Annotated in this window: 17 protein-coding genes; 7 read left to right on the top strand and 10 right to left on the bottom strand. The window is 36.5% G+C overall.

Annotated features, from left to right (window positions below; genetic code table 11):
* Nucleotides 1-9: 9 nt before the first annotated feature.
* From HM990_RS12575 to HM990_RS12540, 8 genes are all read right to left on the bottom strand, one after another.
* Nucleotides 10-624, bottom strand: coding sequence for a SanA/YdcF family protein (locus HM990_RS12575; protein WP_178989278.1), 615 nt, complete (start codon nucleotides 622-624; stop codon nucleotides 10-12).
* 96 nt (nucleotides 625-720) lie between these two features.
* Nucleotides 721-1,233 carry a Coq4 family protein gene (locus HM990_RS12570; RefSeq protein ID WP_178989277.1) on the bottom strand — a complete coding sequence of 171 codons (513 nt, stop codon included), beginning with the start codon at nucleotides 1,231-1,233 and terminating at the stop codon, nucleotides 721-723.
* Entirely contained in the window at nucleotides 1,230-1,562 is a 333-nt protein-coding gene (locus HM990_RS12565; RefSeq protein ID WP_178989276.1) for a hypothetical protein, read from the bottom strand. The genes HM990_RS12570 and HM990_RS12565 overlap by 4 nt, the downstream gene beginning before the upstream one ends.
* Nucleotide 1,563: 1 nt before the next feature.
* Complete coding sequence (locus HM990_RS12560) at nucleotides 1,564-2,949, bottom strand: DUF4153 domain-containing protein (protein ID WP_178989275.1); 1,386 nt, start codon at nucleotides 2,947-2,949, stop codon at nucleotides 1,564-1,566.
* 91 nt (nucleotides 2,950-3,040) lie between these two features.
* Nucleotides 3,041-3,811 (bottom strand): oxygenase MpaB family protein, encoded by a 771-nt coding sequence (locus HM990_RS12555; RefSeq protein ID WP_178989274.1) that lies wholly within the window; start codon nucleotides 3,809-3,811, stop codon nucleotides 3,041-3,043.
* A gap of 7 nt (nucleotides 3,812-3,818) precedes the next feature.
* The gene (locus HM990_RS12550) at nucleotides 3,819-4,115 is read right to left on the bottom strand and encodes a winged helix-turn-helix domain-containing protein (protein ID WP_178989273.1); all 297 of its coding nucleotides are present in this window, start codon (nucleotides 4,113-4,115) and stop codon (nucleotides 3,819-3,821) included.
* 121 nt (nucleotides 4,116-4,236) lie between these two features.
* Nucleotides 4,237-4,653, bottom strand: coding sequence for a hypothetical protein (locus tag HM990_RS12545; RefSeq protein ID WP_229719263.1), 417 nt, complete (start codon nucleotides 4,651-4,653; stop codon nucleotides 4,237-4,239).
* Nucleotides 4,650-5,261 carry a hypothetical protein gene (locus HM990_RS12540; RefSeq protein ID WP_178989271.1) on the bottom strand — a complete coding sequence of 204 codons (612 nt, stop codon included), beginning with the start codon at nucleotides 5,259-5,261 and terminating at the stop codon, nucleotides 4,650-4,652. The genes HM990_RS12545 and HM990_RS12540 overlap by 4 nt, the downstream gene beginning before the upstream one ends.
* A 242-nt stretch (nucleotides 5,262-5,503) precedes the next feature.
* On the opposite strand from HM990_RS12540, the gene HM990_RS12535 reads away from it, so the two are divergent.
* The 3 genes from HM990_RS12535 (at nucleotide 5,504) to HM990_RS12525 (ending at nucleotide 9,180) form a co-directional block, all read left to right on the top strand.
* The gene (locus HM990_RS12535; RefSeq protein WP_178989270.1) at nucleotides 5,504-5,857 is read left to right on the top strand and encodes a hypothetical protein; all 354 of its coding nucleotides are present in this window, start codon (nucleotides 5,504-5,506) and stop codon (nucleotides 5,855-5,857) included.
* Between the two features lie 259 nt (nucleotides 5,858-6,116).
* Nucleotides 6,117-8,663 (top strand): adenosylcobalamin-dependent ribonucleoside-diphosphate reductase, encoded by a 2,547-nt coding sequence (locus HM990_RS12530; protein ID WP_178989269.1) that lies wholly within the window; start codon nucleotides 6,117-6,119, stop codon nucleotides 8,661-8,663.
* A gap of 148 nt (nucleotides 8,664-8,811) precedes the next feature.
* The gene (locus HM990_RS12525; RefSeq protein ID WP_178989268.1) at nucleotides 8,812-9,180 is read left to right on the top strand and encodes a DUF1801 domain-containing protein; all 369 of its coding nucleotides are present in this window, start codon (nucleotides 8,812-8,814) and stop codon (nucleotides 9,178-9,180) included.
* Nucleotides 9,181-9,609: 429 nt separating this feature from the next.
* Here HM990_RS12525 and crcB read toward each other — a convergent pair whose 3' ends face one another.
* Entirely contained in the window at nucleotides 9,610-9,975 is a 366-nt protein-coding gene (gene crcB / locus HM990_RS12520) for a fluoride efflux transporter CrcB (protein WP_178989267.1), read from the bottom strand.
* A 285-nt stretch (nucleotides 9,976-10,260) separates the two neighbouring features.
* Nucleotides 10,261-11,280 carry an SRPBCC family protein gene (locus tag HM990_RS12515; RefSeq protein ID WP_178989266.1) on the bottom strand — a complete coding sequence of 340 codons (1,020 nt, stop codon included), beginning with the start codon at nucleotides 11,278-11,280 and terminating at the stop codon, nucleotides 10,261-10,263.
* 93 nt (nucleotides 11,281-11,373) lie between these two features.
* Here HM990_RS12515 and HM990_RS12510 point away from each other — a divergent pair, with 93 nt between their 5' ends.
* The 4 genes from HM990_RS12510 (at nucleotide 11,374) to HM990_RS12495 (ending at nucleotide 22,480) form a co-directional block, all read left to right on the top strand.
* Nucleotides 11,374-13,410 (top strand): dipeptidyl-peptidase 3 family protein, encoded by a 2,037-nt coding sequence (locus HM990_RS12510; RefSeq protein WP_178989265.1) that lies wholly within the window; start codon nucleotides 11,374-11,376, stop codon nucleotides 13,408-13,410.
* Between the two features lie 145 nt (nucleotides 13,411-13,555).
* A complete protein-coding gene (locus tag HM990_RS12505) occupies nucleotides 13,556-14,236 on the top strand; it encodes a phosphoglycolate phosphatase (RefSeq protein ID WP_178989264.1) in 681 nt (226 codons plus the stop codon).
* Nucleotides 14,237-14,626: 390 nt separating this feature from the next.
* Nucleotides 14,627-15,838 (top strand): DUF3500 domain-containing protein, encoded by a 1,212-nt coding sequence (locus tag HM990_RS12500; RefSeq protein ID WP_229719262.1) that lies wholly within the window; start codon nucleotides 14,627-14,629, stop codon nucleotides 15,836-15,838.
* Nucleotides 15,839-16,180: 342 nt separating this feature from the next.
* On the top strand, nucleotides 16,181-22,480 hold the full coding sequence (locus tag HM990_RS12495; protein WP_178989263.1) for a choice-of-anchor I family protein: 6,300 nt from the start codon (nucleotides 16,181-16,183) through the stop codon (nucleotides 22,478-22,480).
* The last annotated feature ends 257 nt before the right edge of the window (nucleotides 22,481-22,737 follow it).

Here is a 22,737-nt window from a genome sequence, read left to right as displayed (position 1 = left end):
ATTTTAAATTCATTTGATGACGATTTTATCGCCTAAAAATTTTGGTTCTACATTAAACAGTACATCTAAACTCGCTTTGGCACGTGCCAAATATTCTCTTGCAGGTGTTTTGTAAACGTCTTTGGCGTTGTAAGCCACAGCATCAATTTCAAAATGTTGAGCGATGTAAATGGCTCGCTGGTTATGAAATCGCTGTGAAATAATAGTGATGGAATTCTGACCAAAAATTTCCTTCGCTCTAACTATGGAATCCAAAGTTCTAAAACCTGCATAATCTAAAAATATACGTTCGGCGGGAATACCTTTTTCGATTAAATCGTTTTTAAAATCCGTGGGTTCGTCGTAGCCTTTTCGGCCATTATCGCCACTGACTAAAATGTAATCTATTTTTCCAGCTTTGTATAGGTCAACCGCTGCTTCAACTCTGTATTTATAAAACAAGTTGATGTTTCCACTTGGCGCGTATTTACTTGCGCCAAGAACAAGTCCGACTTTGTTTTTAGGAATAGTATCGATGTCATTATAGTTCAGTCCTTTGGCTTTATAACTAACCCAATGGAAGGTTAAAAACACACCAATGGCCACACAAACTCCTGATAGGATTAAGATTTTTAATTTTTTCATTCCCATCCTAACCTTCCCAATGGGAAGGAATTTTATTAGTTATAATTAAGACTATGTAGTTCATAATTAATCGTTCTTTATAAAAAAGTTTTATCATTATGCTAGTTCTAGGTTTACTAATTCATGCTTCGGAAAAATGGCAGCTCTAAAATCTGAAATGGAAACCGTTAAAAGTTTCTGAAAATCAAAATGATGAAACGCATGTGCTGCCTTTCCTGTTTTGAAAGATTTATAGTAGTATTTATAATAATCCGGCAAAATAGCAATACCAAGTAGTATGGCGCCATACAAATACGGACTGCGTTTTCCGTTGCCATAGCACAAACATTGTAACGCAATTTCATCTTCTACTTTGGTGCTGTAGCCACAAAGCACATGGTAACAATCGTGACGTTCTACTTTCGGTATCAATTCGAAATTATTTTTATCCAAGAATTCTCCCAAATGGCGACCGAAACTGGGTTCAGGGAACTTAAGTAATTCGGACTTGCTAACGTCCCAAGGCTTATGATTTTTAAACAACGACGTATATATACGTTGCGAATGTTCAAATAGCCAAATGATAAGTTGCTTTCGTTTTTGCTTTACGATTTTGAAGAGGTGGTTCATGGTAATTCGGGTTGTTGAGGTTCTAAAGTGTTATTGAGGTTTTTCTTGAATCTTGAAGGGTACTTTATTTTACCGCTCCATATAAAAAGTGAGATAAAGAACACTGAACAGAAATAGTAAATCGCAAATATGCTTTGGTCTAATCCTATAATGGCTAAAATACAGAGTGTGAATAAACAGATAATGTAATACGGAAAATAAAGCTTAAATATTTTCATTCTATCTTCTGAAGTTTTGGCTGACCAAAACATACACGAGACGCTTAGTCTTAAAATTACAAATGTGAAGCCACCAACAATTACGAGCGCGATAAGGAATAATCCAGCCATTTTATTTCGTTTTTATTTTTAGATTATCGCACTTCAATTCTTGCCAATTGTTGGTTCGCAATTGGTACACATATTTATTGTATTTCGATTCTATACGTTGAATGGCGTCATCGTCTAATTTTTTATGTTGAAGCTGTTCATTTAGTAATAAGGTGTTGTTATCCGATAACTCTATGAGATAACCAAAATCCATGGATTGCGCATAATTAAAATTGTAATTGGTAATATGATAATCCCAATTTATAGTGCTGGACAAGATGAGGATGATAAAAGCAGCTTGCGTATTTATACGGAACAAGTACCATATGTTTTTTACACTATTAATTTTTAAAAGGGTAGTTACAAGTCCGATGCTGGTAAGCATGAGATAAACTAAAACCCCAATACGCTTATAGGTCAAACCAAAATAATAGATGTACTGACCGTTTTTAAAAACGATACTCAGCACCAATAACATATTTAAGATAATCCATGTGAAGGCGAGGCGTTTAAGGATTGTGTTGTCTTCATAAAAATTAAGATTACCTCGAAACACATAGAGTAGAATCATTATGGCAATAACAATGGAAGCAATTAAGGCATTGATGCCACTATGAACTTGTGCTGAATACACAGAAGCTCTAATATCTTCTTGAGCTGTTATAAAAGCGATATCAGTAATTAAATACAGTACGATTAAGGCGTTTAAAAGTGAAATTAGAATAACACCTAGTTGGTTTTCTTGTTTTAATTTTGGAATGGAAAACGTATCCGTTTTGAATAAATTATTATCAGTTTTTAAATCGATTTCCGTTGCAGGTTCCACTTCGATTGGTGCATAAATATTGTTGAATAAATAATAGCCCAAACCTGCAATTAATACCCATTGCACATTTATAAATCCGAAATCTATGGCTTCAATTAAGTTACTGAAAACAGGATTTCCATCTTTGTAAAGTGCAATAAAGGCCACAACAATAACTGCAGGAATCAGGATGATTTTTGCCCAATGCAAATGATCGATTTGAGTTTTTTCTTCAGCTTTTGTTTCTGGTTTTGGTAGGGCGAAATTCCGATGAAAAAAACCGGCTATTGTGGTGTACAAACCATTCAACCAATTGACATAAATGGAAGATTTAACTTCAGAAAGATGGCCGATTAATGTGAAGAATGCTACCAAATTAGCAATTACCGAAAGCGTAGAATTATGAAAAAATATGGTTAAACCCGTAATTAGGTAAGCGATAGCGTAGATGAGGGTTTTCCGATTCTTAAATTGTGATTGATTATTGATGTAAAGAATCACAACTGTAAGTATGCTAAATAGAAATAGGTTGAGTCCAATACTTTGGTCGTAGAAGAAGGTACTAAATAAAAGGGCTGAAATGAAGAGCATTAATTTTTTCATGGTTGATTGTATTAAAGTACTTTGAAATACAAAGTAAATGGTTAAAAAAAATGCGACGTACTGAGCGTAGTCGACGTATTGTTGCGTTAATTTATGATGATGTTATATTCAATCTTTTGATTTCTTGTTTATAGGCTGATGGTAAAATCATATCTTTTAATACCCAATCGATTTTCAAACTTCGACAAATTTTATATATAGGAATAAATGGTGCTAGTAACGATTGTTTTCTAAGCTTAAGTAATTCCCTTACGGTATTTGGTAATAAAAGTATCTGCGACTCCAATAATAGGCGATATCTAAAAATACCTAAATGTTTTCGGTATTGCTTATACAAATCCTTGGTGTAATGTCCGTTTTTCAAGTTATGATTCAAATGCTCATTTCGTGTTGTTTCAAAGTCGGCATAGGAGAGGGGAAGGTTTTTCAATCCCATCCTTTGACCAACATTGCCGAATACATGGAGTACTTCTTGCTTTTCATGTATATGTAATGGTCGCTCTAAGATTTCATAAGAACGAATGGAATAATCGATCAACATAAACAAGACATCCTTATAAGCCCATTCCGGAATTTTTGTGCCTCGTTTATTTTCAACAGCAGTGTGAATTGCCGTAATATGATCAATAGCTTTTACGGCAGCTTCTTTTTCTGAAAACACAATGGCTTTTGCATAATTCACGGTTGAAAACAATCTGCCCAATGGATCCGACGGTAACTTACCCGTAAAATAAAGCCAATCCACAGCCTTGTTCAAAGCAAATTCTGCAGAAGCACCAGCAAAAACCAAAAGAATGGTATCGCTTGTTCCCCAGATCTCCCTGACGATTGAATCTTTATTTACAAATAGTTCTGATGGCATTTTGTTCCTATTCTGTTTTATTGATTAATTTTTCCAGTGCTTCAATATGTTTTTTAAACTCTGCTTTCCCGAGTTTTGTAACGCTATATCTAGTGTTTGGTTTCCGACCAATAAATTGTTTTTCGACCAAAATGTACTCTGCTTTTTCCAAAGCTTTTGTATGGCTTGCTAAATTTCCGTCCGTTGCGCCCAACAATTCCTTCAGCATATTAAAATCGGCATACTCATTTACCATAAGGACTGACATGATGCCGAGTCTTATTCTATGGTCGAAAAGTTTATTTATGTTGGTTATTATGCTCAAATTTCAGTGTTCAGTGTTCAGTGTTCAGTGTTCAGTATTCAGTGTTCGCTTTGCGCCTTTGTGAGAAAATTTTATAAATGTATAACTGCATGGTTTCTCAACTGCCGCTTACTCATAGACGTCATTTATTATCATATTTGTCAAATACATATTCAATTTCAATATCGTCATTTAAGATTATAATGTTAATTTTATCTTCAAGTTGCATCCCGCTTGAATAATACCCAAATTTTTTTGAGCTCATTTCTTTATTTTTAGAATTTCTAAAACTTATGCTATATGAACCTTCAGGGATTTTTTCTCCCATCGATGAATAATAATTAATTTTTTCTCCCTTTTCTAAACGAATTGATTGCTGTTTAGTATCTGGTAAAATGGTCAACGAATCAATATCAAAATCACTTTGATTAGAAACCGTAAACTTTCCTTCATATTGGCTACATGAAGAGAATAGCGTAATCATTATGCTGCAAAGTAAAAATTGCTTTGCTGTTTTTATCTTATAAACTGCTAACTGAGACTGCGACTGAAAACTCATTCAACGTCATACTTAAAATGCATCCAAGTGCCATAAACAATGTGCATAATTCCAAAGCCAATGACCCAAAGCCAAAAGCCATAACCTGGATAATAACTCGCAATTAATCCTAATATTATTTGAATAAAACCTAAATATTTAATGTCGCCTATACTATATTTTGAAGCACTGACTAAAGCTAAACCGTAAAAAATAAGCATTAAACCTCCCGTTTGTCCGTATCTGCCTTGGCTCAAAATGATCAGGCAATAGACACCGCCAACTGCAAGTGGAATTAGAAAATTATAAAGTAATCGTTTAGAGGAACTATCCCATATTTTCTCATTATTTGTTTTTGCCTTTCGTGTGGTCAGTATAATACCAGTAACTGCACTTAAAACTGCGACCATGAACAGTACAAACATAACCGTCCAAAATACCCAACCATAAAAAATGTACAAGGTACCATCACTAAAATTAATAACGAGCCAATAGGCAATTGCGGCGCCTATTAAAGCGTAAATTCCTGCGAGGATTCCCGACAATCCACTCAAAGAAATAAATCGAGACGATTTATTCATAAGATTTTTAATCTCACTGATGTCTTTTAGATAATCTTTTTCGCTCATAATTAAAAGTACTTTGAAATACAAAGTAAAATTAATTATTTGGTTTACGCAAATTTATTTTCAAGTTTTGATTATTTTTATGACACAAAATTTGTCGTAGAACGTGCTAAGTGAAGCCTAAGAGGTGTAAAGTAAAATGTAACTAGTATCCAGTATAAGGTATTTCTAAAAACACGTTAGTTCATGATGTGAACACTGAACACTGCTGATTGCCGACTATAAACTAATAAAAAAACAAAGCAATGATTGAATTACTTTTAGCTATAGCCAATATTTCTGGAGGCATTTTACTTGGTCTTGCTACCCTAGATAAGTGGGATGGAGAGCATAACTTTTTTAATAAAATTGCGGGATTTTTAACGCCTTTTGATACCATCATCGGACTCGCACTTATTATTTTGGCAATACTAGAATTTTGGGATGGTTTATTATTTAACATCGTAAGTATTCTAGGCGGAATTTTACTTTTAACACATGTCTTCTGGAAAGTGCCTGCTTTAGAAACAAGCCTCAGAAAACTCTCTGCGAAGCTCATGCCCTTTAAAGCGATTATCGGAATCGCTTTACTTGTGGTAGGCATTTTAGGTATTTTTTAATTACCCTGAACGTATATTTTTTTTATGTTTCACAATAAAATTTCGAACTAACTTTTCATACTGAACCAAAGTGTTCTTCTTATTTCAAAAGCATTAATGAATTCAAAATAACACAAAATTAGCTCGAAGAAAATCGGGCTATTTTCATTAATTAACAATCTTTCCGACTTATTAACAAGTATGACAATTGTCATATTTTAGAGATTTGTGTTGGCTAGCTTTGTATCTATTCTATTAATATTTCAAAATCTTCACTATCATGAACCAAACGCTTTCGTCTTCAAAATCATTTACTTACGATGAAGTTTTAAACACAGCACTAGACTACTTTCACCACGATGAACTTGCCGCAACCACGTGGATTAATAAGTATTGTTTAAAAGATAAACATGGTCATTATTTAGAAAAATCACCAGATGATATGCATCTGAGAATGGCAAAAGAATTTGGTCGAATTGAAAATAAGTATGCACTTACCGAAAGCATTTCAGAACATTTATCCGATTACGGAAAAAACAGAACAGCATTAGACGAATCTAAAATTTACCAACTTTTTAAAGATTTTAAATATGTGATTCCGCAAGGTAGCGTCATGTTTGGTTTAGGTAACGATGAGGTCATTGCGTCGCTATCAAATTGTATTGTGGTGCCTTCAGTTATAGATTCGTATGGCGGTGTTTGTTATACCGATGAGCAATTAGCACAATTATTTAAAAGGCGTTGTGGCGTAGGAGTGGACTTATCCGAACTGCGTCCAAAAGATGCTTTGGTATCTAATGCAGCGGGTTCTACAACAGGAGCGGTTTCGTTTATGAATCGTTTTTCAAACACCACAAGAGAAGTTGCTCAAAACGGAAGACGTGGTGCCTTAATGTTGACAATGGATGTAAAGCATCCAGATATTGAGGATTTTATTACCGTAAAACAAGATTTAACTAAGATTACAGGCGCTAATATTTCAATTCGGTTGTCAGACGAATTTATGGAAGCCATAGTCAACGATACGCAATTTACATTGCAATGGCCAATTGAAAGTAAATCCCCTAAATACACTAAGGAAATTGACGCTAGGGATTTATGGGATAAAATTATTACCTGTGCTCATAATTCTGCAGAACCTGGTTTGATTTTCTGGGATAGACAGCATCAATATTCGACCTCTTCTGTTTATCCTGAGTTTAAGAATAGTTCTACCAATCCTTGTTCGGAAATTGCAATGCAAGGTGGTGACAGTTGCCGATTGATTGCCGTTAATTTATTCAGTTTTGTGGATGCGCCTTTTACTAAAAAAGCCAAATTCAACTTTAAAAAATTCTATGAAGTGGTTTACGAAACCCAACGTCTTATGGATGATTTGGTCGATTTAGAACTAGAAGCCGTGAAACGTATTTTGGCTAAAATCGATGCAGACCCAGAACCAGATGCTATTAAAAGAACCGAAAAAGAGATCTGGAATCTATTGGCAGAAACTGGTAAAAAGGGACGACGTACAGGTTTAGGATTTACAGCTTTGGCTGATGCTGTTGCTGCCTTAGGGATTAAGTTCGATACCGACGATGCTTTGACTGTAGTCAATGATATTATGAGAATAAAGATGACAGCCGAGTTTGAGAGTAGTATCGATATGGCCATCACAAGAGGTCAGTTTGAAGTGTTTAATAGAAATATTGAAGATACCTCAGAATTTGTACAAATGATGGCAGACGAATTTCCTGAAACTTATGAAAGAATGATGGAACATGGAAGAAGAAATATTTCCATAAGTACGGTTGCTCCAACTGGTTCGTTGAGTATGTTGGCACAAGTATCCTCTGGAATTGAGCCTGTATTTCTCCTATCTTACGTAAGACGAAGAAAAGTAAATACCAATGACGACAACTCTAAGGTAGATTTTGTTGACGATTTAGGTGATGCTTTTGAAGAATTTACCGTTTATCATAAAAAGTATGAAACTTGGATGAATACTACTGGTAAAACAGAGGTAGCCGAAAGTCCTTATGCCGGAGCAACAGCACCAGAAATAGATTGGAAAAAGCGCGTTGAAATGCAAGCTTTAGTTCAAAAATATACCACACATTCCATTAGCTCTACCATAAACTTAGCTTCTGATGTTACTGTTGATTTAGTTGGAGATATTTATGTTGATTCTTGGCAAAAGGGTTTAAAAGGCATTACCGTTTACAGGGATGGTTCGCGTAGTGGCATTTTAGTGTCAACCGATCAAAAAACAAAGGAAGAAACAGTGACGTCTACAGAAACGTTAATCGCCAAACGACCAGATAAAATTGAGGCAGAAATTGTACGATTCCATAATGAATCTGAAAAATGGTTAGCCGTTATTGGTCTTGTAGACGGACGACCTTATGAAATCTTTACAGGTCAAATGAAAGATGCTTTTAATTTACCACAGTGGGTAGAAAAAGGTTGGGTAATAAAGAATAGAAATGAGGATGGGTCGTCGCGATACGATTTTCAGTATATCGATAGTGAAGGTTATAAAATTACGATAGAAGGCTTGTCGCGGTCCTTTGATAAAGAATTTTGGAACTATGCGAAATTAATTTCAGGAGTGTTGCGTCACGGGATGCCAATTCCTTATGTGGTGGATTTAGTTCAGAATTTAAACTTATATGACGATCACATCAATACCTGGAAAAACGGTGTGGCAAGAGCATTAAAACGCTTTGTGCCAGAAGGAACAGAAGCTTTGGATAAAAAATGTTCAAATTGCAATGATCCAGAAGGTTTGATTTTTGAAGAAGGTTGTTTGAAGTGTAAAAGTTGTGGGTATTCTAAATGTGGATAAAACTTCTGCGAACGCAGCAATCTGAATCATAAATATACATCTACTTAAACAAACCGAAGACCTCAAACGTTATTATTAACCGTTGAGGTCTTTTTAGGTTAATAATTAGTTTTAAATTTGAGAACCTTTTAGTATTAAATTTAATTTTGTGAATCCAGCCGAAGCACATATTCTAAAACAGCCTGAACCTTACAAATCGATTTATTTGCATTTGCAAGTATTAATAGAACATACTTTACCTGACGCAGATTTATTATACAAATGGCGAATGCCCTGTTATTACATAGATAAACGACCAATGTGTTACATTCATCAAAGTAAAGATTACGTGGATGTAGGATTTTGGCATTCCGCACAATTATCAAAAAAATGGGACGCCTATTTAGTTACCGAAAAACGAAAAGTGGTAAAATCATTACGATACAAAACACTTGAAGACATTGACGATACCGTTTTTATTTCAATTTTAAAAGAAGTAGAAGGGCTTAAGGAGAAGGGGTTTTATAAAAAAGGGTAGTTTCAGTCCACAGTCCACAGTCCACAGTCCACAGTCGGCAGTCGGCAGTCGGCAGTCTACAGTCGGCAGTCACAGTTAAGGAAAAGAGGTTATTATGTTATTGAGTTATTTAGTCGAAACTCTATAAGCCTCTGTGAATCTCCGTGAAACCTCTGAGTATCTCTGCGTAGTTTCTTTACGTCTTTGCTACCGAAAGCTTTTGGTATTGCGTGAGAGTTTTAGTTGGCATTTTGCAGTATTCAGTATTCAGTATTCAGTTGGCAGTCACAGTCAGGAAAACAAGTTATTGAGTTATAATACGTTGATATCTCAAACTTCTCTGTGAATCTCTGTGTAATCTCTGCGTATCTCCGCGTAGTTTTTTCTTTGTGAAACTTTGTATAACAACTTTAGTTAACCAATTGAAATTTGTCATTCAAAGTTTGGAATTTACTTTACCAAAAACATCCCCAAAAAAACAGCCAAAAACCCAATCACAAAACTAGCAACCGTATAAATGGCAAAACTCATAAAGTCACCCGATTTCAAAAACACATGATTCTCATACGCAAAAGTAGAAAAGGTCGTAAGCCCACCACAAAAACCAGTCGCTAAAAGTAAAGTCTGACTTTGGGAAAGCGTTTCGTTTTTAGCCGCCAAACCAAGAATAAGACCTATTAATAAACTCCCCAAAATATTAGCCGCAAACGTACCATAAGGAATTCCGTTTTCAGAATTATTGAGCCATTTCCCAATGATAAAACGTAGTACACTTCCAAAACCACCACCAAGGAAGACTAGTATTAATTGTTTCAAATTTTAGTTTTTTTTTATTCAGTGTTAAGTGTTCAGTGCTCAGTGTTCAGCCTGCCCGTACCGAAAAGGCACGTTCGGGCGGGTCTTCAGTGTTCAGTTGGAATTCTGCAGTAGGTAGTTATCCGTCATCTGTCATCCATCTTCCGTCCTCCGTCAATTTTTTAGTTTCACACTCCACACTCCACACTCCACACTCCATACTCCAAACTCCAAACTTCCAACTTCCAACTTCAAGCTTCCAACTTCAAAATTCAAGCTTCAAACTTCAAGCTTCAAACTTCCAACTCATTCCACCTCCACATAAATTTCAGTAAGCCAATTCGCGGGATTCGGCTCACTCATTGGATCTGTAATATAAGTTTCGAGCATCGCGCCACCTTCAACCATTTCTAAATTATTATCAGCAATATAAGTCATAGTGGTTTCCCAAGCTTCTTTCAGATTGGAATAGTTACCTTTTAAAACGGTTTTTACAGTTTTGAAAGATTCCAGTTTTCCTGTTAAGATATCGGCATCGTCAGTAACCACTTTAGAGTTTGTCGGTACGCAACACGAAAAAATAACCGCATCATTCTCTTCATCCCATTTATGGTACAAGATAAAAGGTGGTCCAGCCATGGTAATATTATGCGTCATAGCATAGGCACCAACTTTGGGTAACATGGTTGTCATATTTTGTTCAAAATCACTAAACTTACTAGAGGTGGTATTGTAGATGTAATAACCGCCACTATGCTGAGTGACCCCTTGGACATTGATGCTATAGACTTTCATTTCAGCTTGAACCACACTATCCAATAAGGTTAATCCCCTTTCATAATCTGGACCTATTTGCTCTTCCATGCCTCCCATAAATGCGGAAAACATTTTAAAGCCAAAAGGCAAATCCTTACCAGAAATGGACCAAGTGACATCAGTGGTGCCATTTTCATTGGGTTCAAATTTCCAGGTCACATCAGATTTTGGAAAATCACCAAATTGCATATCTTGGGAAATTGAGCTCGTTGGATTGGCAGCAGTGGTGGACATACGTCCAATTTCGCCATCGTCGTTCCATTTATAAGAACCGCCTACACCTTTTGTTTTGTCGCCTAAGGTAACTACGGTTTCTGGTTTGGCTTCAATCCAAGGACTCCAAGCTTCCCAGTTCTTAAAATCAATCACGTTGTTATACACCACAGATTGCGGTGCATTTATGGTTTTGGTTCGCGTGACTTCAAACGAATTTGGTTGTACTGCAATATAAATTGAAACGCCAATCACAAGAATTAGCAGTAACAATAACACATATTTTAGAATTTTCATTTTTTGGTTTTATCAGTTGTAGTATATCAAATATAATCATTTTATGATATGTGATATATATATTACATTTGTCTACAACTAAAAACTAAACAAATGAATTTGAAATCATTATTTAAAATATGTCTTTTTGCCTTGTTCATTGTGGCATGTAAAAACGATGTAAAACAAGAACCAACGGAAACCGTTGAAACTGCGCAAGCTGATTTCAACTATAATGTTGAAGAATTTGCAGATATTAAAATCTTACGCTATCAGATTCCTGGTTGGGACAATCTGAGTTTGAAAGAACAAAAATTAGTGTATTATTTAACCCAAGCAGGTTTGGCTGGTCGTGATATTATGTGGGATCAGAATTACAGACATAACTTAAAAATTAGACGTGCGCTAGAAAATGTGTACACACAGTTTAGTGGCGACAAAACCACGGACGATTGGAAAAATTTCGAAACCTATCTTAAACGCGTTTGGTTCAGTAATGGTATTCATCATCATTATTCCAATGCTAAGTTAAAACCGGAATTCTCAAAAGAATATCTTAACGAATTGTTCTTAGCAACGAACACCAAATTAGATGGCGAAGCGTTCGATGTCATTTTTAACGATAAGGATGCGAAAAAAGTAAATCAAGCCAAAGGGGTTGACAATGTTTTGGAGTCTGCAGTGAACTTTTACGGTCCAGATGTGACCAATGCAGATGTAGCTAATTTCTACAAAAAGAAAACATCGCCTAATCCAGAAAAGCCCTTATCATTTGGTTTAAATTCTAAACTGGTCAAAGAAAACGGTGAGTTAAAAGAGCGCGTTTACAAATCAGGCGGCTTATATGGTGAAGCCATTGATGAAATCGTAAAGTGGTTGGAAAAAGCACAAGTTGTTGCCGAAAATAAAGCACAAGGTGATGCACTTGGACTGCTCATAGACTATTACAAAACAGGCGATCTGCAAACTTGGGACGATTATAACGTTGCTTGGACGGCTGCAACGGAAGGTAATATTGACTATATAAACAGTTTTATTGAAGTTTATAACGATCCATTGGGTTACACAGGCTCTTACGAAACTATTGTTCAGATCAATGATTTTGACATGTCTGAAAAAATGGCGGTGCTTTCTGAAAACGCACAATGGTTTGAAGATAGTTCACCGCTTATGGATGAGCACAAAAAGAAGAATGTGGTCGGTGTGACTTATAAAGTCGTGAACGTTGCAGGTGAAGCTGGTGATGCCTCGCCAAGCACACCAATTGGTGTGAATTTACCAAATGCCAACTGGATTAGAGCTGCCGTAGGAAGTAAATCAGTGTCTTTAGGAAACATTATCAATGCCTACAATAATGCAGGTGGAACTGGACGACTAAAAGAATTTGCACACGATGCAGAGGAAATCCTACTCGAAGAAGAATACGGACAACTAGCGGACAAATTACACACGGCCTTGCACGAAGTGATCGGTCATGCCTCAGGACAATTAAATCCTGGTGTTGGTGAGACTAAGGAAACCTTAAAGAACTATGCTTCCACTTTAGAAGAAGGACGCGCCGATTTAGTAGGTTTATATTATTTATACAATCCGAAATTACAGGAATTAGGCTTGGTTGACGATTGGAAAAAAGTAGGAAAAGCAGCTTACGATGGTTATATCAGAAATGGATTGATGACGCAATTGATCCGTTTGGATGTTGGTGACGATGTTGAAGAAGCACACATGAGAAACAGACAATGGGTTTCAGCTTGGGCTTACGAAAAAGGCAAGGAAGATAACGTGATTGAAAAAGTCACCAAAGACGGCAAAACCTATTTCAATATCAATGATTATGAAAAGTTGCAGGAGCTTTTCGGTCAGTTATTAAGAGAGACACAGCGTATTAAGTCTGAAGGTGATTATAAAGCCGTTGAAGACTTGGTTGAAGGTTATGGTGTAAAAGTAGATCAAGCCATACACAAGGAAGTGAAGGCGCGTAATGAACAATTTCCTTCGCCACCTTATAGTGGTTTTGTGAACCCTGTTTTAGTGCCTGAAATGAATGATGCAGGTGAAATTACAGCGATTAACGTCACGCAACCCAACGCTTTTGCGCAGCAGATGTTAAACTATAGCTCTAACTATAGCCATTTGCCAGATGAGAATTAATGTTCTGAAAATGATAAATTTTAAAAAGCACTTACAGTATTGTAGGTGCTTTTTTTAGTCAATTACTCAGCTTTTCATAAATATTTTGATTGTCATAAAGACTATTTTCTTAAAACTTCTGCACCTTTGTCTTAAATGTACTATTGTGAATTTTAAAGAAAAAGAACTTATTATATTCGATTTTGATGGAACGCTTATTAATAGTATTCCAGATCTTACTTTGGCAGTAAATAAAATGTTGGCGCATTACAACCTACAAGCCTTAACCACTGAACAGGTAACACCTTTTATAGGAAATGGCGCAAAACCCTTGGTACGTAGGTCTCTAGAGTATAGGATGCCAAATCAAGAGCGGTCTGGTAGGTTACTAGAAGAGGCTTTTAAGATGTATTTGTCAGCTTACAAAGACATAAGATGTATCGATACGTATTTGTATCCTGGTGTTTTGGACACCTTGATCAAATTAGATAAAGCGGGTTATAAAATGGCGATATGTACTAACAAACCTTATGGATTTATATTACCTATTTTAGAGGCCTTAAAAATCACAAAATATTTTAAATGTTGGATAGGTGAAGATTCATTAGCCGAGAAAAAACCAAGTGCAGCACCGCTGTTATACTTAACAAAAGAACTGAATGCAACGATTGAAAAAAGCATCATGGTCGGTGACTCTAAAAATGACATTCTAGCAGCTCAAAATGCGGCTATGGAAAGCATTGGCGTAAGTTACGGTTATAACTATAACCAAGACATTGCGGACTTCAAACCGACCATAGTTGTCGATAATTTTGCTGATCTTCAAGATTTGTTTTTGGAAGTGTGAAGTAATGTATGATGGGTAGAAAATAAAGTTTTATTATTGCTATGTTGCAATTGGTAAAAAAAGAAACAGATACTCCTTTGCTTGCTTAATAAAAACGTTTAGAAAATTTATATATTTTAAAAGCATTTACAGTTTTGTAGGTGCTTTTTTAGTTTGAAAAAATCAGGATTTTATTAGTCTAGGATGTCTTATAGCATAGGATACAGACAATGCTACAGTGACCTACCAATCTCATTGTTTATGAAAATATGCGTAACTTTACCTATAAGCGTCCTATTCATTTTGTGTTATATCCAGTACAACCTAGAAAAAGAATTTTATTTATCTGAAGTGATAGGACTGGTAAAAGATTTTATATAACCAGTAAGCTGCAAGCTGAAAAAAAACATTATGAAGCATATAATTATATTAATATTATTACTCGGTTGTATTGGTTGCAAAGAGAAAGCAGAGCAAATGGAAAATACCAATGCAACGGACACCGTTGAGGAAGTTAATCTTGTAAAAGATCATTTTGCCAAAATGGAGGCTGATGCCCTAAAAGAACCTTATGCTGGAATTTTTACAGAAAAGCGAGATGCGACAGATTTATTTCAAATCCGTTCTACTGGAGTTTCAACATTGCCAATTCAAAAAGCTGCTGAAATTTTTTTAAATGACTTATCTCCTTCACAACGGCAACGTACAACTTTTGACATAAATGCTAAGGAATGGAGGAAATGGTGTAACGTAGACAATGGAATATATGACCGACGAGGAGTTAGTATCAAAGAATTGACCGAGACTCAAAAGAAAAATGCTTTTAAATTAATTCAAGAGTCATTAAGTGCCAAGGGGCTTCAATTGAGTGAGGACATTATGAAGACGGACCAAACCCTTAAAGAACTGAACAATGGTTCATCGGATTATGATGAAGAATTGTATTTCTTTACTATTATGGGGCAACCTTCAAGTATCGAACCTTGGGGCTGGCAATTAGATGGACATCATTTGGTTATTAATTACTTTATATTAGGAGATCAAGTTGTAATGTCGCCAGTTTTTATGGGTGGTGAACCAATAATTACGACTTCTGGAAAATATAAAGGAAATACCCTGTTTCAAGACGAACAGAATTTTGGGTTAGCCTTAATGCAATCTCTAACGCAAGAGCAACAGGAAGAGGCTACAGTTTCAAATGTAAAAACGGGCAATAACAATGTGGCTGAAGCTAACAAGGATAATTTAACTCTCAATTATCAAGGGATTAAGGTCTCAATGTTTTCTATTGAACAAAGACAAAAATTATTAGACTTGATTTATTTATATATAAGCCATATCCGACAAGGACACGATAAAGTTAAAATGGAGGAGATTTCCGCACATATAGATAATACTTGGTTTTCTTGGGTCGGAGAAACTAATGAGGATGCTGTATTTTACTATCGAATTCACAGTCCAGTTGTACTTATTGAATTTGACCATCAGAGAGTAGTTGGAGTTCCGAACGCAGATGACGGAAAACCATCAAAAAATCATATTCATACAGTTGTTAGAACACCAAACGGAAATGATTACGGAAAAGATTTATTGAAACAACATAAACAGAAACGTCATCATTAAACATAAAAGTCAGCAGTTAACATTGGCTATTAGTAATTGTTGTTCTCAACTACTTTTATAAATCCTAACAGAATTTCTATGCGGTTTGTATTTCCTAAATACGGTGCTAGAACATGCAACGAAATCATGCATAAACTATTGTGCTTCATTTTGCTCATTCCTGGCCTTATTCAATAACTTAACACCACACATAAAAATTTAGATTTATTATAGGCATAAAAAAAAGCACCTTATTAAAGGTGTTTTTTCTTTTACAATATATTAATCTACAGCTAACATCCTACTGTTGAACATGTAGTAGTTTTATTGAATAGAAAATTAATCCAACAAAAAACAAATCCAATGAAAAACTATTACTTCAAGAAAGTCAGGGCTTTAGCCATGATTTTTTTTATGTGTTCTGGTGCAACTTTGATTGCCCAAAATTTCGAATTACAATTGTTACACTATGCCGACGTTGACGGCAACGAGGAGAGTGCTCTTGATGCCGTAGACGAGTTCTCTGCTTTGGTAGACTTTTTCCAAAACGACCCAATTTATGCAAACAATACGCTTACGCTTACCTCTGGGGATTTGATTATTCCAGGTCCTCGATTTTATGCTGCGGAGAATACAGCAGTACGTTCACTGTCAGGTAGTAATGAGCCTGGCCATTTAGATATTGCCTTTGCTAATGCTTTTGGTGTTAATGCTTCTGGTTTTGGTAACCATGAGTTTGATCAAGGTCCTGGTGAATTGTTCTATGCGGCTTTTAGCAGTGAGTCGTCCAATGGTGTGACCTTTCCTGGATCTAATTTCCCATGGTTATCTGCGAATATAGATTTCACAGCAGATGGAGATTTCTCTGGTGTTGTTGGCACTGACGGCGACAATGTTACTAATCTAAACAGTCAAGTTGCTAAGTATGCAATAGTGACTATAGATGGTGAGACTATCGGACTTGTTGGTGCAGTTGCACCAAGTTTTCCTGACATTACGAGTATAGGTGATTTAACAATAACACCTGCTCCAAATTCAAGTGTTGCGCAATTGGCTGCAGCGATTCAGCCCAGCGTAGATGCACTTACAAACGCTGGAGTAAACAAAATTATCCTATTAGCACATATGCAGTCTATTAGTATAGAGAAACAGCTTGCAACGCTTTTAGACGGTGTTGATATCATTGTAGCTGGAGGATCTAATACGAGAATGGGAGACAGCAACGATACACTTTTTAGTAACGCATTGGTTACAGATACCGCTTTTGACGAGCCTTATCCATTTCAGTCTACAGATGCTTCTGGTGATCCTGTACTGGTAGTTAATGTTGACGGCGATTACAAATATCTTGGAAGACTTGTGGTAGAATTTGATAATAATGGTGTAATAGATCTTAGTGAGCTAGATGATATACTTAGTGGTGCATATCCAGCAAATGAATCTTTAGTCACGTCGCTTAGTGCTACACCAAATCCAACAGTTGTAGCCCTTAGGGATGCTGTACAAGGTGTTATCTCTGCTCAGTATAATAATGTCGTTGGATTTTCAAGCGTTTACCTTGATGGTAGAAGATCACAGGTAAGAACACAAGAAACCAACCTTGGGAATTTGACTGCCGACGCTAACCTTTGGTATGCTAATCTTCTTAATCCTGCTTCAGATGCAGACGTAGATATTTCACTCAAAAATGGAGGCGGACTAAGAACTGAAATCGGTTCGGCAGTGCTTCCTGGCGGTTCAAACGACCCAAATGATATTGTATTTTCTCCGCCAGCTAATAATGGCGTTTCTGAAGGCCACCTCAGAGCTACACTTCGTTTTGATAACGGACTTGTTAGGCTGACGTTAACGGCTGAAGAACTGATTAGCATTATAGAGCATGGTCTTGCTGATGTGTCAGCTGGTAATGAGCCTGGGCGTTTTCCACAAGTAGGCGGTATGAGTTTTGTATATGATCCTAACCAGCCAGCAGGCAGCAGAATTGTTGATTTGGTTGTAGATAGAGGTGATACCGACCTAACCAATGATGTTGTGATTGTTGATAATGGTGTAAATGTTGCACCAATCGGAGTTACCTTTAATATGGTAACCCTGAACTTTTTGGCAAATGGTGGCGATAGTTATCCGTTTGATCAGTTGAGTGCTCCAAACCGAATAAATTATTATAATGGTATGGGCTTTGGTGAAACAGCAGATTTTCCTGATGGAGAACTTAATAATGATCCTGGAAATAACCTTTCATTTAGTTACACTGGTGGTGAGCAAGATGCAGTTGCTGAGTTTATGTCAACGTTTCACCCAAACAATGCGGCTGCTTATGACATTGCAGAAACTGATGCTGATCAGGATTCAAGAATTGTAACTGTACAAGCAAATCTTCAAATTACAGAAATATTTTCAGGACAATCAGGAACCGATCTTACAGCAGACTGGTTCGAAATTCATAACACAGGAGACACAGCATGGGTATCTGGTGTAGATGCAGATTTGTATTATGATGATGAATCTGCCGATGCAACAGCAGCAGATCTTATTCAAGGTATTACAGATTTACAGCCAGGAGAGCGTGCTATTGTTTTAGTGGCTGATAATACCGCAGGTGAGGTTAGTACGTTTATCTCAGTTTGGGGTGAAGTCGTAGACCTTACAAATGTAGAAGTTGGTTACACAGATGGTGCTGGTTTAGGTGCTGGTGGTGATACCGTAGTTGTATGGCTAGGAGATCCTCTAACTACAGGAACTATCATTGATACCGAATCCTATCCAGATACAGCTTCAAATGATGGACAATCCTACGATGTAGAATTAGCGGCTTTCAGTGTTTCAGGAAATATGAGCAATGCTACTACAACACTTGCGCTTGGCGGAAGTGCCAATGATGTTCCAAATATTGCTTCTCCTGCAAATGCAGAGCCATTATCACCAACCTTGGAAATTACTGAGATTTTTTCAGGTCAAGAAGGGGATGACTTAACAGAAGATTGGTTTGAGATTTATAATTCAGGATCTATTCCTTGGGTTTCTGGTGTTACTGATAATTTATATTACGACGATGATTCGGCAGATGGAACAGCCGCAGATCTTATTCAAGGGCTTACAGATATTCAACCTGGAGAACGTGTTATTGTGTTAATAACCGATAACACAGCTGGCGAAGTAACCAACTTTGCCACAGTCTGGGGAGATGTTGTGGATTTAACTGGTATTGAAATTGGTTTCACCGATGGCTCAGGCCTTGGTGGTGGAGGTGATGCTGTAACATTATGGATGGGAGATCCTTTAACGACTTCTCCAATAGCTTCAGGTTCTTATCCAGATACGGCTTCTAACGACGGACAATCTTACGATAATGAATTAGCCGAATTTAGTTCAGTTGGTAATGCAAGTTATGCTGTAGCTACAAATGCTTTAGGTGGAAGCGCAAGCGATGTGCCTAATGTAGCATCACCAGGAAATGTAATTCCTTCTGTTCCTGTATTAGAAATTACTGAGATTTTTTCGGGTCAGGAAGGCGACGATTTAACCGAGGATTGGTTTGAAATATACAATTCTGGTATTGCAGCTTGGACGTCTGGTGTAGATGCCGATTTATATTATGATGATGATTCATCAGACGGAACAGCAGCAGATCCTATTCAAGGGCTTACAGATATTCAACCAGGAGAACGTGTTATTGTATTAATAACTGATAACACAGCTGGTGAAGTAGCAAACTTTATAACAGTTTGGGGAGACGTTGTGGATTTAACAGGAATCGAAATTGGTTTCACTGATGGCTCAGGCCTTGGAGGTGGAGGTGATGCTGTAACGTTGTGGATGGGAGATCCATTAACTACAATGCCTGTAGCTTCTGGTACTTATCCGGATACCGCTTCTAATGACGGACAATCTTACGATTTAGAACTTGCTGAATTTAGTGCCGTTGGTAATATAAGTTACGCGGTAGAAACTACTGCTTTAGGCGGAAGTGCCAGTGACGTTCCAAATATTGGTTCTCCTGGTAATGTGCCACCTGCAGCACCTAATTTAGTGATTACAGAAATTTTCTCTGGCCAGGAAGGCGATGATTTAACTGCAGATTGGTTTGAGATTTATAATGTAGGTACGGTTGCTTGGACGTCTGGTTTAAATGACAATTTATATTACGATGATGAATCAGCAGATGTTAGTGCTGCAGACCTAATTCAAGGGATATCAGTGATTCCACCTGGTGGATATGCTATTGTTTTGATTACAGACAATACTGGTGGAGAAGTTAATACCTTTATTACAGTTTGGAGTGAAGTTCTAGACCTCACTGGTGTAGCAGTTGGTTATACTGATGGAGCTGGCCTTGGTGGAGGTGGCGATGCGGTTAATATTTGGTTAGGAGACCCAACATTGTCCATACCAATAGATACAGCATCTTATCCCGATACAGCTGCTAATGATGGACAAACTTACGACGTGCAACTTAGTGCTTTTAGCACAATTAGTAATGCCAATAATGCGGTTGCAACAAACGCTTTAGGTGGAGATGTAACGGATGTTCCAAATATAGGTTCTCCAGGAAACGCTATTGTAACAGGTACTGTTGTAGAAGTAGAATTTACTGAGGTTTACGATTCAGTAATGGAAAACGAAGGTAGTATTACTTTAACAGTTTCAATTTCCGAAGCACCGACAACAGATGTTACTGTAGATATCGATGTAATGGTAGGAGGTACTGCGGTTGAAGGAACCGATTTTACGTTAGCCTCTGCGCAAACACTAACATTCCTTTCAGGAAATACAGATAGTCAAACTATAACAATTCCTGTTTTAGATAATACCGAAGATGGAAGTGACTTATATTTTATGGTGAATCTTCAAAATCCTGTAGGAGTTTCAATAGGAAGTGAATCAGAATTTTCAGTATATATTTTAGATGATGATACAATTGTGCCAACAGAAAACACATCAGTTTTAGATGCTAATTATCTAACTAGTTATTTGGTTGATGCAAGTGGAACAGCGGAAATTACCGCTTATGATCCAACGTCTCAAAGATTATTTGTTACAAATAGTTCTAGTATCGAAATTTTAGATTTTTCAGATCCAAGTAATATTTCATCAATATCATCTCTAAGCTTGCCTGCTAATACAAGTGGTGTGCAAAGTGTTGCGGTAAGTAATGGTGTGTTTGCTGCAGCAATTTCAGCAAACCCATTAACAGATCCAGGTTTTGTAATGTTTGCTGATACTGATGGTAATAATCAGGTTATCGTTACAGTAGGAGCATTACCAGATATGATAACTTTTACACCAGACGGCACAAAATTATTATCTGCTAATGAAGGAGAGCCAAATAGTGATTATAGCATTGACCCAGAAGGAAGTATTTCAATTATTGATGTTACAGGCGGTTTGGCAGGCATAGACCAAAGTGATGTAACAACATTAAACTTCAATGCTTTTGATGCTCAATTGGCAACATTATTGGCAGATGGTGTTAGAATTTTTGGACCTGGTGCAACGGTTTCACAAGATTTAGAGCCTGAGTACATTGCAGTTTCAGACGATAACTTAATGGCTTACGTAGCACTTCAAGAAAACAATGCATTAGCGACTATGGACTTAACGTCAAATACGATTATAAGCGTGTCTTCTTTCGGAGTAAAAGATCATAGTTTGATACAAAACTCCTTAGATACAAGTGACGAAACAGATTTTGTATTTAATGCATCTTGGCCAATTTATGGAATGTACATGCCAGATGCTATAGATTATTTTAATGTTGGCGGAACAAGCTATATTATCACAGCAAACGAAGGTGATGCCAGAGAATATAACGGATTTGAAGAAGAGCGCAAGTTAGGGGATAGTGATTATATTTTAGATCCAGCAGTATTTAGTGATGCAGATATTTTAGCTATTGACACTAATCTTGGAGATATAGGAATCACTAACGCTTCTGGTAACACGGATGGTGATGCTGAGTATGAAGAAATTCATGTTTTTGGCGGTCGTTCTTTCAGTATATTTAATGCTAGTACAGGAAATATTGTTTCAGACAGTGGTAATGATTTCGAAGTGATTACAGCTGCTCATCCAACATATGGAGCTATTTTTAATGCGAGTAATAGCAATAACAGTTTTAAAAATAGAAGTGATAATAAAGGTCCGGAACCAGAAGCTGTTCTGGTAAAAGAAATAGATGGCTCTTTTTATGCATTTATATTATTAGAACGTGTAGGAGGTGTTATGATTTATGACGTTACTGTGCCATCTGCACCAGTGTTTCTTCAGTATCTTAATAGTAGAGATGCCGTTGCAGGAGGAACTGAAGGTGGTGATTTAGGACCAGAAGGTATTGTTTTTGTAGATAAAAACGATAGTCCAACAGAAACTGCCTTACTCGTTGTATCTAACGAAGTGAGTGCTACATTATCTATCTATTCTTTAGACAATGTAACCTTAGGTTTAGAGGAATATAATTATAATAACAACTTTAGTATGTTCCCAAATCCTGCGAATACAAAAGTGAATTTCAGTAAAGCGGATGATTATAAGCTTTACGATTTCTCTGGTCGTATGGTAAAGCAGGTTAAAAATTCGTCATCTATTAATGTTGAAGGTTTAGCACCTGGAATATACATGGTTAACAATTCCAAAGGACTTTCTAAAAAACTATTAGTAAAATAAATCCAAAATTTAATACACATAAGCCTCATCAACTGATGAGGCTTTTTTATTTTTAATATGAGAATATTTATTATTTTTTTATAGGTATTTATGATGCACTTCACAGTTCAAAATTTTAATACTTTTATTCATGAGAAAATGTCTTTTTTGAAAGGACAACCTATGCGAGTTTCAACAACTTAAAATCGAGGTCCGAAAGACCTCATAGAATCTGCTTGAGGGCAGGCATGTTTTACGAAAATCTGAGTAAATACCGA

This window comes from Winogradskyella schleiferi, from assembly GCF_013394655.1.
GTDB classification, from domain to species: Bacteria; Bacteroidota; Bacteroidia; order Flavobacteriales; family Flavobacteriaceae; genus Winogradskyella; species Winogradskyella schleiferi.
This window is presented reverse-complemented; position numbering and strand designations above follow the sequence as displayed.

Bases quoted from the DNA above. Each gene is read 5' to 3' on its own strand.
- HM990_RS12575 (WP_178989278.1), bottom strand. From the start codon at position 624: ATGAAAAAATTAAAAATCTTAATCCTATCAGGAGTTTGTGTGGCCATT.
- HM990_RS12570 (WP_178989277.1), bottom strand. From the start codon at position 1,233: ATGAACCACCTCTTCAAAATCGTAAAGCAAAAACGAAAGCAACTTATC.
- HM990_RS12565 (WP_178989276.1), bottom strand. From the start codon at position 1,562: ATGGCTGGATTATTCCTTATCGCGCTCGTAATTGTTGGTGGCTTCACA.
- HM990_RS12560 (WP_178989275.1), bottom strand. From the start codon at position 2,949: ATGAAAAAATTAATGCTCTTCATTTCAGCCCTTTTATTTAGTACCTTC.
- HM990_RS12555 (WP_178989274.1), bottom strand. From the start codon at position 3,811: ATGCCATCAGAACTATTTGTAAATAAAGATTCAATCGTCAGGGAGATC.
- HM990_RS12545 (WP_229719263.1), bottom strand. From the start codon at position 4,653: ATGAGTTTTCAGTCGCAGTCTCAGTTAGCAGTTTATAAGATAAAAACA.
- HM990_RS12540 (WP_178989271.1), bottom strand. From the start codon at position 5,261: ATGAGCGAAAAAGATTATCTAAAAGACATCAGTGAGATTAAAAATCTT.
- HM990_RS12535 (WP_178989270.1), top strand. From the start codon at position 5,504: ATGATTGAATTACTTTTAGCTATAGCCAATATTTCTGGAGGCATTTTA.
- HM990_RS12530 (WP_178989269.1), top strand. From the start codon at position 6,117: ATGAACCAAACGCTTTCGTCTTCAAAATCATTTACTTACGATGAAGTT.
- HM990_RS12515 (WP_178989266.1), bottom strand. From the start codon at position 11,280: ATGAAAATTCTAAAATATGTGTTATTGTTACTGCTAATTCTTGTGATT.
- HM990_RS12510 (WP_178989265.1), top strand. From the start codon at position 11,374: ATGAATTTGAAATCATTATTTAAAATATGTCTTTTTGCCTTGTTCATT.
- HM990_RS12500 (WP_229719262.1), top strand. From the start codon at position 14,627: ATGAAGCATATAATTATATTAATATTATTACTCGGTTGTATTGGTTGC.
- HM990_RS12495 (WP_178989263.1), top strand. From the start codon at position 16,181: ATGAAAAACTATTACTTCAAGAAAGTCAGGGCTTTAGCCATGATTTTT.